The organism is Spirillospora sp. CA-128828 (genome assembly GCF_050945415.1).
In the GTDB taxonomy this organism is placed as follows: Bacteria; Actinomycetota; Actinomycetes; order Streptosporangiales; family Streptosporangiaceae; genus Spirillospora.
Genome location: NZ_CP191986.1, coordinates 4,505,921 through 4,519,803 on the forward strand (window position 1 = coordinate 4,505,921; position 13,883 = coordinate 4,519,803).

General features: G+C 73.8%; 18 protein-coding genes. 14 read left to right on the forward strand and 4 right to left on the reverse strand.

All coding sequences use genetic code 11. From position 1 onward, the window contains the following. Positions 1 to 14 precede the first annotated feature (14 nt). Entirely contained in the window at positions 15 to 893 is an 879-nt protein-coding gene (locus ACQPXG_RS22100; protein WP_433469596.1) for a DNA-3-methyladenine glycosylase family protein, read from the forward strand. Here ACQPXG_RS22100 and ACQPXG_RS22105 read toward each other — a convergent pair. Next, on the reverse strand, positions 872 to 1,465 hold the full coding sequence (locus tag ACQPXG_RS22105) for a TetR/AcrR family transcriptional regulator (protein ID WP_433469597.1): 594 nt from the start codon (positions 1,463 to 1,465) through the stop codon (positions 872 to 874). The genes ACQPXG_RS22100 and ACQPXG_RS22105 overlap by 22 nt on opposite strands. An 80-nt stretch (positions 1,466 to 1,545) precedes the next feature. On the opposite strand from ACQPXG_RS22105, the gene ACQPXG_RS22110 reads away from it, so the two are divergent. The 4 genes from ACQPXG_RS22110 (at position 1,546) to ACQPXG_RS22125 (ending at position 4,731) form a co-directional block, all read left to right on the forward strand. Further along, positions 1,546 to 1,944, forward strand: coding sequence for a nuclear transport factor 2 family protein (locus tag ACQPXG_RS22110; RefSeq protein WP_433469598.1), 399 nt, complete (start codon positions 1,546 to 1,548; stop codon positions 1,942 to 1,944). Then, the gene (locus ACQPXG_RS22115; protein ID WP_433469599.1) at positions 1,941 to 2,360 is read left to right on the forward strand and encodes a nuclear transport factor 2 family protein; all 420 of its coding nucleotides are present in this window, start codon (positions 1,941 to 1,943) and stop codon (positions 2,358 to 2,360) included. Before ACQPXG_RS22110 ends, ACQPXG_RS22115 begins: the two co-directional genes overlap by 4 nt. A 107-nt stretch (positions 2,361 to 2,467) precedes the next feature. Continuing rightward, complete coding sequence (locus ACQPXG_RS22120) at positions 2,468 to 3,661, forward strand: acyl-CoA dehydrogenase family protein (protein ID WP_433469600.1); 1,194 nt, start codon at positions 2,468 to 2,470, stop codon at positions 3,659 to 3,661. Beyond that, the gene (locus tag ACQPXG_RS22125) at positions 3,658 to 4,731 is read left to right on the forward strand and encodes an acyl-CoA dehydrogenase family protein (RefSeq protein WP_433469601.1); all 1,074 of its coding nucleotides are present in this window, start codon (positions 3,658 to 3,660) and stop codon (positions 4,729 to 4,731) included. Before ACQPXG_RS22120 ends, ACQPXG_RS22125 begins: the two co-directional genes overlap by 4 nt. A gap of 42 nt (positions 4,732 to 4,773) precedes the next feature. On the opposite strand, the gene ACQPXG_RS22130 is transcribed toward ACQPXG_RS22125, so the two are convergent. Genes ACQPXG_RS22130 through ACQPXG_RS22140 form a run of 3 tightly spaced genes read right to left on the reverse strand, consistent with a single transcriptional unit; the run spans position 4,774 to position 6,849 of the window. After that, entirely contained in the window at positions 4,774 to 5,613 is an 840-nt protein-coding gene (locus ACQPXG_RS22130) for a 1-aminocyclopropane-1-carboxylate deaminase/D-cysteine desulfhydrase (RefSeq protein WP_433469602.1), read from the reverse strand. Beyond that, the gene (locus tag ACQPXG_RS22135) at positions 5,610 to 6,254 is read right to left on the reverse strand and encodes an adenylate kinase family protein (RefSeq protein WP_433469603.1); all 645 of its coding nucleotides are present in this window, start codon (positions 6,252 to 6,254) and stop codon (positions 5,610 to 5,612) included. Before ACQPXG_RS22135 ends, ACQPXG_RS22130 begins: the two co-directional genes overlap by 4 nt. Positions 6,255 to 6,294: 40 nt before the next feature. After that, complete coding sequence (locus tag ACQPXG_RS22140; protein ID WP_433469604.1) at positions 6,295 to 6,849, reverse strand: universal stress protein; 555 nt, start codon at positions 6,847 to 6,849, stop codon at positions 6,295 to 6,297. A 146-nt stretch (positions 6,850 to 6,995) separates the two neighbouring features. On the opposite strand from ACQPXG_RS22140, the gene ACQPXG_RS22145 reads away from it, so the two are divergent. The 9 genes from ACQPXG_RS22145 (at position 6,996) to pcaC (ending at position 13,866) form a co-directional block, all read left to right on the forward strand. Next, entirely contained in the window at positions 6,996 to 7,493 is a 498-nt protein-coding gene (locus ACQPXG_RS22145) for an XdhC family protein (RefSeq protein ID WP_433469605.1), read from the forward strand. Between the two features lie 162 nt (positions 7,494 to 7,655). After that, positions 7,656 to 8,633, forward strand: coding sequence for a sigma-70 family RNA polymerase sigma factor (locus tag ACQPXG_RS22150; protein ID WP_433469606.1), 978 nt, complete (start codon positions 7,656 to 7,658; stop codon positions 8,631 to 8,633). A gap of 120 nt (positions 8,634 to 8,753) precedes the next feature. Beyond that, positions 8,754 to 9,536, forward strand: coding sequence for a CoA transferase subunit A (locus tag ACQPXG_RS22155; RefSeq protein ID WP_433469607.1), 783 nt, complete (start codon positions 8,754 to 8,756; stop codon positions 9,534 to 9,536). Beyond that, complete coding sequence (locus tag ACQPXG_RS22160; protein WP_433469608.1) at positions 9,536 to 10,225, forward strand: CoA transferase subunit B; 690 nt, start codon at positions 9,536 to 9,538, stop codon at positions 10,223 to 10,225. Before ACQPXG_RS22155 ends, ACQPXG_RS22160 begins: the two co-directional genes overlap by 1 nt. Beyond that, on the forward strand, positions 10,222 to 10,887 hold the full coding sequence (gene pcaH, locus ACQPXG_RS22165; RefSeq protein ID WP_433469609.1) for a protocatechuate 3,4-dioxygenase subunit beta: 666 nt from the start codon (positions 10,222 to 10,224) through the stop codon (positions 10,885 to 10,887). Before ACQPXG_RS22160 ends, pcaH begins: the two co-directional genes overlap by 4 nt. A 76-nt stretch (positions 10,888 to 10,963) precedes the next feature. Continuing rightward, on the forward strand, positions 10,964 to 11,515 hold the full coding sequence (pcaG, locus tag ACQPXG_RS22170) for a protocatechuate 3,4-dioxygenase subunit alpha (RefSeq protein WP_433469610.1): 552 nt from the start codon (positions 10,964 to 10,966) through the stop codon (positions 11,513 to 11,515). Further along, the gene (pcaB, locus tag ACQPXG_RS22175; protein ID WP_433469611.1) at positions 11,505 to 12,692 is read left to right on the forward strand and encodes a 3-carboxy-cis,cis-muconate cycloisomerase; all 1,188 of its coding nucleotides are present in this window, start codon (positions 11,505 to 11,507) and stop codon (positions 12,690 to 12,692) included. The genes pcaG and pcaB overlap by 11 nt, the downstream gene beginning before the upstream one ends. Then, positions 12,689 to 13,480 (forward strand): 3-oxoadipate enol-lactonase, encoded by a 792-nt coding sequence (gene pcaD / locus ACQPXG_RS22180; protein ID WP_433469612.1) that lies wholly within the window; start codon positions 12,689 to 12,691, stop codon positions 13,478 to 13,480. Before pcaB ends, pcaD begins: the two co-directional genes overlap by 4 nt. Continuing rightward, entirely contained in the window at positions 13,477 to 13,866 is a 390-nt protein-coding gene (gene pcaC, locus ACQPXG_RS22185; RefSeq protein ID WP_433469613.1) for a 4-carboxymuconolactone decarboxylase, read from the forward strand. The genes pcaD and pcaC overlap by 4 nt, the downstream gene beginning before the upstream one ends. Positions 13,867 to 13,883 lie beyond the last annotated feature (17 nt).

Sequence of the window (13,883 nt, forward strand, 5' to 3'; positions counted from 1 at the left end):
GGTAGTGTGCGGCCGTGTTCACCGAGACCATCGACCTGCCCGCCGCGCCGCCGTTCGACCTCGCCCCGTCGCTGCGGTTCGTGTGCGGGTTCACGCCCACATCCGGGGAGCAGGCGATCCGGGAAGGGACGCTGACCAAGGCCCTGCGGGCGCGCGGCCGGACCGTCGTCGCCCAGATCGTCCAGGCGGGGAGCGGCGTGCGCGTCACCCTGTACGGCGCCGAACCGCTCACTTCGGACGTCACCGAGGCCGCCGCCGACCGGGTCCGGTTCCACCTGAGCCTGGACGACGACCTCACCGGTTTCTACGCCCTCGGCCGCGACGACCCGGGCTTCGCGCCCGTCCTCGACCGGCTCCACGGGTACCACCAGGTCAAGTTCCCCACGCCGCTGGAGAACCTGGTCTGGGCGATCCTCTCGCAACGCACGCCCATCGCCGCCGCGGCCAAGGCCAAGCGGGCGATGTTCGGGGAGTTCGGCAACCGGCTCACCGTGGACGGCGCCGAGCACACCGCGTTCCCGGACTTCGATCAGCTCGTCTCCCTGCCCGAGAGGCGCCTCACCGAACTGGCAGGCAACCAGCGCAAGGGCGGCCACCTGCACGGCGCCCTGCTCGCGTGGCACGAAACCGACGAGGAATTCCTCCGTACCGGCCCCTACGAGCAGGTCAAGGACTTTCTGCTCGGCCTGCCCGGCGTCGGCCCCTGGTCGGCGAACTTCGTCCTGATCCGCGGCCTCGGCAGGATGGAGGAGACGCCGGTCGAGAAGGCCCTGCTCGGCGCGGCGTCGCGCGCCTACGGCAGGACGTTCACCGAAGCGGAGCTGCGGAAGCTCGCCGAACGCTACGGGCCGTGGCAGGGCTACTGGGCGCACTACCTGCGCGCGGCCGCCTGATCGTCGCACCCGCACGGGCGCAGGCCGTCGAAGGCGATGCGGAGCACGTCGTCGCGGGCTCCGGCGCGTCCGGCCGCGTAGGACATCCCGGCCAGCAGCGCCATGACCTCGCCGGGGCCGACGTCGGCGCGGACCGCGCCCGCCTCCTGCGCCCGTTCGAGGAGGACGCCGAGGGCGGCCCGCAAACCCGGCCCGGCGCGTCCGGTGGCCTGGCGGGCGTCGATGCCCGCCTCCGCCAGCGCCTCGGTGACGGCCTGCTTGGCGGTCGCCTGCGAGACAACCCGGGAGAAGAACCCGAAGAACGCGGCCCCGGGGTCGGCCGAGGACCGCAGTTCCCCGGCCTCGGCCGCGAGGCGTTCCAGCAGCGCGACCAGGACGGCCTCCAGCAGCGACTCCTTGGTCGGGAAGTGCCGGAACACCGTCCCGATCCCGACCCCCGCCTTCCGCGCGACCTCCTCGGTGGAGGAGGAGGTCCCCTGGACGGCGAAGACCTCCTCGGCCGCGGCGAGCACCTTGGCGCGGTTGCGCAGGGCGTCCGCGCGCAGCGGCCTGCCGGACGAGGGTGAGGTCATCGCGGCCTTCCGTTGACAAGTGGAGTCGTGACTCCATATTTTCTCATACGGAGCACGTACTCCGATTGTAGAGGAGAGCCATGTCCGAGTTCGCCAGCCCCCGGGCCGTCTTCCAGCGGCTGATCGACGGGGTCACCGCGCGGCGGCCCGACGTCCTGCCGCGGCTTTACGCGGAGGACGCGGTGGTCGTGCACCCGTTCGCCCATCCCGCCTCGCGCCTGGAGGGCCGCGAGGCGCTGCGCGAGCACTTCGCCCAGCTGGAGACGCTGCCGGTGGAGATGAAGGCGCGCAACGTCGTCGTCCACCAGACCGCCGATCCCGAGGTGATCATCGCGGAGTTCGAGTACGAGGGGCGCAACACCGAGACCGGGCGCGAGTTCGTCGTGCCCAACATCTTCGTCCTGCGGGTGCGCGACGGGCACATCGTGGAGTCCCGCGACTACGCCCACCACCGCGCCTTCGCCGAGGCGATGGCGTGAGCGCGGGCACCACGCCGCGCGAGGTGTTCGCGCGGCTCAGCGCGGGCATCTCGGCCGGCCGCTGGCACGAGCTCGCGGCCCTGTACGCCGAGGACGCGGTCGTCGACCAGCCGTTCGCGCTGCCTCCCGCGCCGCCGCATCTGGAGGGCCGCGCGACGATCGACCGGCACTTCCGCGCCGCCGCCGCGGGCCCGCTCGAACTGTGCGCCCGCGACGTGGTGGTGCACGACACCGCCGACCCGGAAGTGATCGTCGCGGAGTTCGACTACGAGGGCCGCGTCACCACCACCGGCCGGACGTTCCGCGTCGCCAACATCCAGGTCCTGCGGGTGCGGGACGGTCTGATCGTGGAGACCCGCGACTACCACGACCATCCCGGGCTCGGCCGGGCGATGGGGCGCGGCGGGGACGGTTGACTCGCCGTCCCGGCGGTTCTTAGGCTGGGTGGACCATACCGACCGGTTGGTATGTTCATGGTCCGGGTGGCCGCCCGCCACCCTCGCCCCGCGCGGAGGTTCGCCCTGTGAGCACAGCACCGCCCGACGCCGACGAGCTGAGCAGGCGGGTCGGCGAGTTCCTCGCCGGCCACGACCCCTCGGCCATGGAACCGCTGGAGTTCCTGCGCGCCCGGTTCGACGCCGGGCTCGCCTGGGTCCACTACCCGGCAGGGCTCGGCGGGCTCGGCGCCCCGCGGTATCTCCAGCCCGCCGTCGACCGCCGGTTCGCCGAGGCCGGCGCCCCGGCCAACCACCCGGAGCGCAACGGCATCGGGCTCGGCATGGCCGCCCCGACGATCCTCGCCTTCGGCACCGAGGAGCAGAAGCGCCGCTTCCTGCGCCCGCTGTGGACCGGCGAGGAGCTGTGGTGCCAGCTGTTCAGCGAGCCGGGCGCCGGCTCCGACCTCGCCGCGCTCGCCACCCGCGCCGTCCGCGACGGCGACGCCTGGACGGTCGACGGCCAGAAGGTCTGGACGTCCATGGCCCACGAGGCGCGCTGGGCGATCCTCGTCACCCGCACCGACCCGGAGGTCCCGAAGCACCGGGGCATGACGTACTTCGTGTGCGACATGACCGCGCCGGGCGTCGAGGTCCGGCCGCTGCGGCAGATCACCGGCGAGGCCGAGTTCAACGAGGTGTTCCTCACCGGCGTGCGGATCCCCGACGAGCACCGGCTCGGCGAGGTCGGGCAGGGCTGGCAGGTCTCCACCACGACGCTGATGAACGAGCGGGTCGCGATCGGCGGCAACGCCGCGCCGCGCGAGAGCGGCATGATCGGCGTGGTCGCCGCGCTCTGGCGGGACCGCCCCGAGCTGCGCACCCCCGGCCTGCACGACGCGCTGCTGCGCGCGTGGGTGGAGACCGAGGCGGCCCGGCTCACCGGGGCGCGGCTGCGCCAGCAGCTCACCGCCGGACAGCCCGGCCCGGAGGGATCGGGCGCCAAGCTCGCCTTCGCCAAGCTCAACCAGGAGGTGTCCGGCCTGGAGCTGGAACTGCTGGGCGAGGACGGCCTGCGCTACGACGACTGGACGATGCGCCGCCCCAGCGAGGTGGACTTCACCCGCCGCTCGCCCGGCTACCGCTACCTGCGCGCCAAGGGCAACTCCATCGAGGGCGGCACCTCGGAGATCCTGCGCAACATCATCGCCGAGCGCGTCCTCGGCCTGCCCGGTGAGATCCGCGTCGACAAGGACGTGGCGTGGAAGGACCTGCCCAAGTGAGTGACCTGCTCTACTCCGAGATCGAGAGCGACCTCCGCGCGAGCGTCCGCGAGGTCCTCGACGACAAGGCGCCCTGGACGTCGGTGCTCGCCGGCGCCGAGAAGGACGAGCCCTACGACGCGGCGCTGTGGCGGGCCGTCGCCGGGCAGCTCGGCTGCGCCGGGCTGCCCGTCCCCGAGGACCTCGGGGGCGCCGGCGCCACCTGGCGCGAGACCGCCGTCGTGATGGAGGAGCTCGGCCGGTTCGCCGCGCCCGTCCCGTTCCTGAGCAGCTCGGTGATCGCGACGGCCGCGCTGCTGGCCGCCGGGGAGCGGGAGCTGCTCGCGCGGCTGGCCGCCGGGGAGGAGATCGCCGCGCTGGCCGTCCCCTTCAGCGCCGCGCCCGGTGACGCGACGGCGTCCGTGCAGGTCGCGGACGGCAGAGTGACCGGCGAGGTCACCAGCGTCGCCGACGGCATGGCAGCCGGCGTCCTCCTCGTCCCGTCCGCCGACGGTCTGTACGCGGTGGACGCCGCCGACGCCCGCCGCACCGCCGTGACCTCGCTCGACATGACCCGGCGGCTCGCCGACCTCGCCTTCTCCGGGGCGCCCGCCCGCCTGGTCGCCGAAGGGACGGACGCGGTCCGCGCCGCGCTGCTGGCCGGGGCCGCGATGCTGGCGTCCGAGCAGCTCGGCCTCGCCGAACGCTGCCTGGACGACACCATCGCCTATGTGAAGACCCGCTACCAGTTCGGCCGCCCGGTCGGCTCCTACCAGGGCCTCAAGCACCGGCTCGCCGATCTGTGGACGTCGGTCACCCAGGCCCGCGCGGTCGCCCGGCACGCCGCGTCCTGCGTGGCGGCGGGCGACGAGGACACGCCGATCGCGGTCGCCGTCGCGCAGGCGCACTGCTCGGCGGTCGCGCTCAAGGCGGCCGAGGAATGCGTCCAGATGCACGGCGGCATCGGCTTCACCTGGGAGCATCCCGCGCATCTGTACCTGAAGCGCGCCAAGGCCGACTCCATCGCCCTCGGCACCGCGGACCGGCACCGTGCGGCCCTGGCCGCCCTGGTCGATCTTCCCCCGGCCTGAGCGGCGGGCGGACGGCCCCGCCCGGCGAGCGGGGCCGTCCGGCTAGCCGGTGATGACGGCCAGGATGCGCGCGCCCTCCGGGAACGCGCCGCGCTCGGCCAGCGCGAACACCCCGGACATCATCTTGGCCGTGTAGATCCGGTCGAGGACGATCCCGTGCCGGCCGGTGAAGTCGTCGATGAAAGCGTCCAGTCCGGGGGTTCTCCTGGCGTAGCCGCCGAAGTGGAAGCCGTCTTCGACGCGCCACGTCCCCCGGCGTTCGCCGTAGGCCTCGCGCTGGAGCCGCTCTACTTCCCCCTCCATGAAGCCGCCCTTCAGCACGGAGAACCCGACGGCGCGCTGATGCGGGGCCAGGCCGGCGGCGAGTCCGGCCAGCGTCCCGCCCGTCCCGCAGGGACAGCAGACGACGTCGAAGCCCGGCACCTCCGCGCCCAGTTCCGCGCAGCCCTTCACGGCGAGCGCGTTGCTTCCGCCTTCGGGCAGGAGATAGAAGCCGCCCCACCGCTCGCGCAGCGCACCGACGACATCGGGTTCGTGCTTGCGCCGGTAGGTGGTGCGGTCCATGTAGGTGAGGCGCATGCCCATGCGCTCGGCGTACGCGAGCGAGTCGTTCAGCGGTGCGTGTTCCTCGCCGCGGATCACCCCGATGGTCGCGAATCCGAAGATCTTCCCCGCGGCCGCCGTGGCCCGGATGTGGTTGGAATGGGCGCCGCCGAAGGTGAGGAGCGTCCCGTGCTCGCGCGCGGGGGCGATGTTGTGCTTGAGCTTGCGCCACTTGTTGCCCGGCAGCTCCGGATGGATCAGATCGTCGCGCTTCAGGAAAAGCCGCAGGCCCCGGCGTGCCGCGCGGTCGTCCGCCAGCTCGACGACGGGGGAGGTCATCGCGGCATCGGCAGGCCGAGCCTCTCCCGGAGCGTCCGCTGCACCTCGTCGATGCCCGGCCGCGCGTCCACCGTGACCACGTACTCCTTGCGGCCGAACAGCTCCAGGATCGGGTCGGTCCTGTCATGGTAGTCGCGCATCCGCCCGGCGAGCGCCTCCTCGGTGTCGTCCTCGCGGGACACGAGCTCGCCTCCGCACACGTCGCAGCGCCCGTCCTGCGTCGGGCGGTCGGCGATCAGGTTGTAGTCCATCCCGCACCCGGCGCAGAGCCGGCGGGCCAGGACCCGGCGCCGGACCTCCTCGTCCGGCAGGTCCAGGTGGATCACGCCGTCGATGTCGTAGCTCTCCAGGAAGAACTCCGTCTGCCTTCGGCTGCGCGGGAACCCGTCGACGACGAACCCGTAGTTCCAGTCGTGCTGGTCGAGCCTCTGCCGGACGACGCTCTCCGCCAGGTCGTCCCCGACCAGCTCACCGGCCGCCATGATGCGCCGCACCTGCGCGCCGACCTTGGTGTGGTTCTTGACGTGCCAGCGGAAGATGTCCCCGACGCTGATGTGCACGATGTCGAGATCCCGCGCGAGCAGTCCCGACTGCGTCCCCTTGCCGCTGCCGACGGGGCCGATGATGACGTACTTGCGCATGAAGAGAGCCTATGCGCGCCGTGGTCGCGGCGGGGGACTCTCAGAGTGGCAGGCGCAGGCGGCGGCCCAGCCGGCGGAACCGCGAGTCGGTGGCCTGCTCGGGCGACTCGTCGCTCACCGTCAGGCTTTCGAGCAGGGTGTCGAACGCGGGCGTGCGGACGCAGACCAGCGTCGCGCGGGCCCGCCGGGCGCAGTGCAGCCGCACCGACGGCCTCAGCAGCCGTGAGAACGGGCCGCGCGTCCCGTGCCCGACGACCAGGATGTCGTCGTCGCCCGCCAGCCGCACCAGCGTCGCGCCGGGCTCGCCGACGAGCGCCAGCGCGGTCATGTCCACGCCGCCCGGCGGGCCGTCGCACACCTCCGACAGCAGCCGGGCGATGAGCTCGGCGCCCGAGCCGCGCAGCGCCTCGGTGATGCCGCAGCCGAGCTGGCCGGCCGCCGACACGTGCGGCGGCAGCGGCGCGGCGTGTGCGACCAGCAGCGGCAGTCCGCGCAACCGCGCCTCGCCGATCGCCCAGGAGAGCGCGCAGCGCGCCCCCGCGGAGTCGTCCACCCCCACCACGACACGGGGGCCGCCCTCCGGTCTCGCGATCACGGTCCCTCCTGTGGCCGCCGGGTGACAGCAGTCTAGACAGAAGGCATACCCGTTCCGGCGCAAGAGTTCCACGTTCCGGAAACACCGTTTTCCGGCGAGGGCGTGGCCGCTGGACCGCCCGGCGCCGCCCGGGGCACACTTCAGGTATGGCCGCACCGCACGAGACCGACCCGTCCTGCGCCGTCGCGCACGGCGACGTCCAGCCCGCCGAGGGGGAGCGGACGATGGTCGCGGTGTTCGCCGGCGCCGTCGCCGACCACCTCCTGCGCTACGCCGCCGACCTGGGCTACCGGACGTTCCTCGTCGATCCCGACAAGGACCGCGCGGGCGTCACCGACCTTCCGCCGCTCGACGCCACCGCCGACGTCGTGGTGACCGACCACCACCGCCGCGAGCTCGGGCCCGTCCTGCGGGACGTGCTGACGCAGCCCGTGCGGTGGGTCGGCGTCATGGGCAACCCGCGCCATCCCGCCCCGCACATCCCGGCGCTCACCGAGCTCGGCGTCCCCGCCGCCGACATCGCCCGGGTGCACCGCCCGATCGGCCTGAACATCGGCTCCAGGACCCCGGCGGAGATCGCCATCGCGACCCTGGCCGGCCTGATCGCCGACCGCAACGGCCGCCCCGGCGGCTTCGAGTTCTGACGGCCCCCGCCGGCCGCCGGAATCGCGGCCCGGCCAGGGCCCGGGGCGTAACATCGGAGGCGTTGCACGTGTTCTGTCGGTGGGCTCGCCTACGGTCGGGGGCGACGGGGCCCGCCGCCCGCGCCGTCCGAGCGATGCCGCCGAGCAAAGGTGACGACCACCATGGCGAACAGCACCATAGAAACAGACCGTGACTTCCAGCAACTCGCCGACCCGTACCGGCGGGAGCTGCTGGCGCACTGCTACCGGATGCTCGGTTCGATCCACGACGCCGAGGACCTGGTGCAGGAGACCTACCTGCGGGCGTGGCGCTCGTACGGCGACTTCGAGGGGCGCTCCTCCCTCCGGACGTGGCTGTACCGGATCGCCACCAACGTGTGCCTGACCGCGATCGACCAGCGCGGCAGGCGGCCCATGCCGTCGGGGCTGGGCGCGCCGAGCGACGAGCCGGAGCGGCCCGTCGTGGCCTCGGACGAGGTCCCGTGGCTGGAGCCCGCCCCCGACACGGTCCTCGGCGCGGACTCCGCCGACCCGGCCACGATCGTCGCCGCCAGGGAGAGCACCCGGCTGGCGTTCGTCGCCGCACTGCAGCACCTGCCCGCCAAGCAGCGGGTCGTGCTGATCCTGCGGGACGTGCTGAAATGGCGGGCCGCCGAGGTCGCCGAGCTGCTCGACACCTCCACCGCCGCCGTCAACAGCGCGCTGCAGCGGGCGCGGGCGCAACTGGAGCAGGACGCCCCGATGCGGGACCAGCTGGTCGAGCCGACGGACCCCGCCCAGCGCGATCTTCTCGAACGCTACGCCAAGGCGTTCGAGGACGCCGACATCACCGGGCTGATCGAGCTGTTCAAGAAGGACGTCGTCTGGGAAATGCCGCCGTTCCCCCAGTGGTTCGTCGGCCCCGACCACGTGGTACGCCTCATCATCGCCCAGTGCCGGCCGGCCCCCGGCGACATCCGGATGGTTCCGGCGGCCGCGAACGGGCAGCCGGCGTTCGGCCTCTACAAGCGCGACGAGGACGGCGTTCACAGTGCCTACCAGCTGCAGGTCCTGAGCGTCACGGGGGACGGCGTCGCGCACGTCTCGGTGTTCTTCGACACCAGCCTGTTCCCGCTGTTCGGGCTGGCCGAGCGGCTCTGATCACGCCCCCGGCCTTCCACTGGGCGGAAACCCGGCTGCGACACGCGCGGCGGCGGCTGCGAGTGTGGTAGCCGGCGGCGCCGGCGCGGGTGCCGTCCGCACAGCGGGAATGGGAGGCGTATGGACAAGGTCGTGGCCTCGGCGGCGGACGCCGTCGCCGGCATCGGTGACGGCGCGTCGCTGGCCGTCGGCGGGTTCGGGCTCTGCGGCGTGCCCACGGTCCTCATCTCCGCCCTGTACGAGCGGGGCGCGACGGATCTGACGGTCGTCTCGAACAACTGCGGGCTGGACGGCCGGGGGCTCGGGCAGCTGCTCGCGGCGGGCCGCATCGCCCGCGCCAGGGGCTCCTACGTCGGCGCGAACAAGGAGTTCGCGCGGCAGTACCTCGCCGGCGAGATCGAGGTCGAGCTGATGCCGCAGGGCACGCTCGCCGAGCGGCTCCGCGCGGGCGGCGCCGGGATCCCGGCGTTCTTCACCCCTGCCGGCGTCGGCACGATGGTCGCCGACGGCGGGCTGCCGTGGCGGTACGCGCCCGACGGCACGGTCGCCGTCGCCTCGCCCGCCAAGGAGGTCCGCGAGTTCGGCGGGCGGGAGTACGTCCTGGAGGAGAGCATCACCACCGACTTCGCGCTCGTCCGCGCGGCGATCGGCGACAGGCACGGCAACCTGGTGTTCGACAAGGCCGCCCGCAACTTCAACCCGCTCGCCGCGATGGCCGGCCGGGTCACCCTCGCCGAGGTCGAGCGGCTCGCTGAACCCGGCGAGATCGACCCCGACGCCGTGCACCTGCCGGGGGTGTTCGTCCAGCACGTGGTGGAGCTGACCCCCGGGCAGGCCGCCGACAAGCCCATCGAGCTGCGCACGCTGCGCAGCGACACCGGCGACGGGGGAGGCGACGCCTGATGCCCTGGTCCAGGAACGAGATCGCCGCCCGCGCCGCGGCCGAGCTGCCCGACGGCGCCTACGTCAACCTCGGCATCGGGCTGCCGACGCTGATCCCCGGCTTCATGCCCGAGGGACGCCACGTCACCCTGCACGCCGAGAACGGCGTCCTCGGCGTCGGCCCCTATCCCACCGAGGACGAGATCGACCCCGACCTGATCAACGCGGGCAAGGAGACGGTGACCGTCCTGCCCGGCGCCGCCTACTTCGACTCGTCGCTGTCGTTCGGCATGATCCGCGGCGGCCACATCGACATCGCCGTCCTCGGAGCCATGCAGGTCTCCGCGCGCGGCGACCTCGCCAACTGGTCCGTCCCCGGCAAGATGATCAAGGGGATGGGCGGCGCGATGGACCTCGTGCACGGCGCCCGCAAGCTGATCGTGGTGATGAGCCACACCACCCGCGACGGCGAACCGAAGATCGTGGACGAGTGCACGCTGCCGCTCACCGGCAAGGCGTGCGTCGACCGGATCATCACCGACCTCGGCGTCGTGGACGTCACCGAGGACGGCCTCGTGCTCGCCGAGACGGCCCCCGGCGTCACCGCCGAGCGGATCCGCGCGGCGACCGGGCCGCGGCTGACCGAGCGCCCGGACGAGCGCCCCGATACCGGGCCCATGGACGCGGCGGCAGAAGGGAAGAGCGCATGACGCACCCCCCGTACCTGTACCCGGGATACAAGAGCACCGTGCTCCGCGCCCCCTCGCAGGACCTGATCATGCCGAAGCTCGGCCCGGACAGCGTCGAGCTGACCTCGCCGGTATTCGGGCACCAGGAGCTCGGCCGGCTGGACGAGGACCTCACGGTCCAGCACGCCGGGGAGCCGCTCGGCGAGCGGATCATCGTGACCGGCCGCGTGCTCGACGGCGCGGGCCGTCCGGTGCGGGCCGCGCTGGTGGAGGTCTGGCAGGCCAACGCCGCCGGCCGGTACCGGCACCTCGGCGACATCCACCCGGCGCCGCTCGACCCGAACTTCACCGGGGCGGGGCGCTGCCTCACCGACGACGACGGCCGCTACCGGTTCGTCACGGTCAAGCCCGGCGCCTACCCGTGGGGCAACCACCACAACGCCTGGCGGCCCGCGCACATCCACTTCTCGGTGTTCGGCACCGCGTTCACCCAGCGGCTCGTCACCCAGATGTACTTGCCCGGCGACCCGCTGTTCGCCCACGACCCGATCTTCCAGTCGATCCCGGACGAGAAGGACCGGGAAAAGCTGGTCTCCCGCTTCGACATGGACACCACCCGGCCGGAGTGGGCGCTCGGCTACCAGTGGGACATCGTGCTCGGCGACACCCCGATGGAGGCCTGATGACCGCAGCGAAGCGAGGATCGTCGGGCCTCCGGATCCGGGGGTCTGGGGGTCGCCCCCAGAAAGGTAGGGCCTGATGAGCACGCCTTCTGCCGCCACCCCGTCCCAGACGGTCGGCCCGTTCTTCGGGTACGCGCTGCCGTACGAGGCCGGCCCGGAGGTCGTGCCGCCCTGGCGCCCCGACGCGATCGCGGTGTGCGGGCGGGTCCTCGACGGCGCGGGCGAGCCGGTGCCGGACGCGCTGCTGGAGATCTGGCAGGCCGACGGGAACGGCGAGATCCCGCGGCGTCCCGGCGGCATCGTGCGCGCCGGGCACGGGTTCTCCGGCTTCGGCCGGTGCGGCACCGACGCCGACGGCGGCTACCGGTTCAGCACCGTCAAGCCGGGCGCCGTCGGCGACGGCGCACCCTACATCGCCGTCCTGGTGTTCGCCCGCGGCCTGCTCAAGCCCGTCTTCACCCGGCTGTACTTCCCCGAGGACGAGGCCGCCCACGCGGGCGACCCGCTGCTCGGCGTCGTCCCGGACGGGCGGCGCGCGACCCTGATCGCCGAGCGCGCGGGGGACCGGGAGTACCGTTTCGACATCCACCTGCAAGGGGAGCGGGAGACGGTCTTCCTTGGTTTCTGACGAGCGCGGCCTGCCGGCGTCGCCGGACGTGGGACTGCTGTCCCCCGTCCGCGCGGGGACGGAGGCGGAGGCCGTCACGAGCGACCTCGCCTACCTGACCGCCATGCTGGACGCGGAGGCGGCGCTCGCCCGCGCGCAGGCCCGGCTCGGGATCGTCCCCGCGGACGCGGCCGAGGCGATCACCGACGCCGCCGACGCGGGCCGCGTCGACCTCGCCGGCGTCGCCCGCCGGGCGCGTGGCGCCGGCAACCCCGTCGTCCCGCTGGTCGCCGATCTGCGCGGGCTGGCCGGGAGCGCGGGCGGGCACGTCCACAAGGGCGCCACCAGCCAGGACATCGCCGACACCGGCGCCATGCTCGTCGCGGCCCGGGCCAGGCGCGTCGTCCTCGCCCATCTCGACCGGGCGCTGGACGCGCTGGCCGGGCTCGCGGCACGGTACCGCGACACCCCGATGGCGGCCCGGACCCTCGGCCGGCAGGCGCTGCCCACGACGTTCGGAGCCAAGGCCGCGAACTGGCTGCTGGGCTGCCTGGAGGCCCGCGAGCGGCTCGCCGCGGTGCCGCTGCCCGTCCAGCTCGGCGGCCCGGCCGGGACGCTGGACGCCTTCGGGGACCAGGCGCTCGACCTGGTCGCGGCCTACGCGGAGGAGACGGGCCTGGTCTGCCCCGTCCTGCCGTGGCACACCCGCCGCACCCCGGTCGCCGACCTCGGCGCGGCGCTGGCGCTGGTCACCGGCGCCCTCGGCAAGATCGCCACCGATGTGTGGCTGCTCTCGCAGAGCGAGGTCGGCGAGGTCGCCGAGGCCGCGGGCGCCGGCCGGGGCGGCTCGTCGTCGATACCGCACAAGCGCAACCCGGCGCTGTCCACCCTGATCCGGTCCGCCGCGCTGCAGGTTCCGGCGCAGGTGCAGGTGCTCCTCGCCGCGCAGGCCGCGCCGCACGAGCGGCCGGCGGGGGAGTGGCACGCCGAATGGCAGCCGCTGCGCGAGTGCCTCCGGCTGGCCGGCGGCGCCGCGGAGACGGCCGCCGAGCTGCTGGACGGCCTGGAGGTGTCCACCGAGCTGATGCGGGCCGACCTCGACGAGCTGCTGGACGTGCTCGGCGGCGACCCTGGGACCGGGGCCGCCGCGGTCCTCGTCGGCCAGGCCCTCGACGCCTATCGGAGGAGCCGCGCGTGACCGCCGTGCCCCCGCGTTCCGCAGTGCCGCAGTACCGCCTGGACGGCCCGGAGGACGCGCCCGTCGTCGTGCTCGGTCCGTCGCTCGGCACGTCCATGGACCTGTGGCTGCCGCAGCTGCCCGCGCTGACCCGCACCTGGCGCGTGCTGCGCTACGACCTGCCCGGTCACGGCGGCGCGCCCGTCCCGGACGGCCCGTTCACCATCGAGGACCTCGCCGGCGGGATCGCCGCCCTGCTGGCCGATCTCGGCGTCGGCCGCGCCGCCTACGCCGGGGTGTCGCTCGGCGGCGCGGTCGGGACGGCCCTCGCCCTCCGCGCCCCCGGCCGCGTCGCAAGCCTGATCCTGTGCTGCACCTCGCCCCGATTCGGCGACCCGGGGTCCTGGCGCGACCGGGCCGCGCTCGTCCGCCGCGAGGGCGTCGGGCCGGTGGCCGGCTCGGCGGCGGGACGCTGGTTCACGCCGTCCTTCACGGGCGCCCGACCGTACGTGGACATGCTCCGTGCGACCGACGCCGAGGGCTACGCCGCCTGCTGCGACGCCCTGGCGGGGTTCGACGCGACCGCGCGGCTCGGCGCGATCTCGGCGCCGACCCTGGTGATCGCCGGAGCACAGGACGCTCCGACACCACCGGACGGGCACGCCGGCCTCCTCGCCGCCGGCATCCCGGACGCCCGCCTGACGGTGATCGACGGCGCCGGGCACCTGGCGAACGCCGAACGCCCGGAGGCGGTCACCGAGGCGATCACCGCGCACCTGGACCGCACCTGGAGAGGGCCTGGACGATGAGCGAGCGCATGAGCGACGAGCGGCGGCACGCGCAGGGCATGAAGACCCGCCGCGAGGTGCTCGGCGACGCGCACGTGGACCGCGCCGAGGCCCGCAAGGACGACTTCACCGCCGACTTCCAGGACATGATCACCCGGTACGCGTGGGGCGAGATCTGGAACCGCCCCGGCCTGGACCGCCGGACCCGCAGCTGCGTCACGCTGACCGCGATGGTCGCCGGCGGCCATCTGGAGGAGCTCGCCATGCACGTCCGCGCGGCGCTCCGCAACGGGCTGACGCCCGAGGAGATCAAGGAGGTGCTCCTGCAGACGGCGATCTATTGTGGAGTGCCCGCCGCGAACTCCGCGTTCGCCGTCGCCCAGCGGGTACTCACCGAGCAGGAGTGACGGGCACGAGCCCGGGT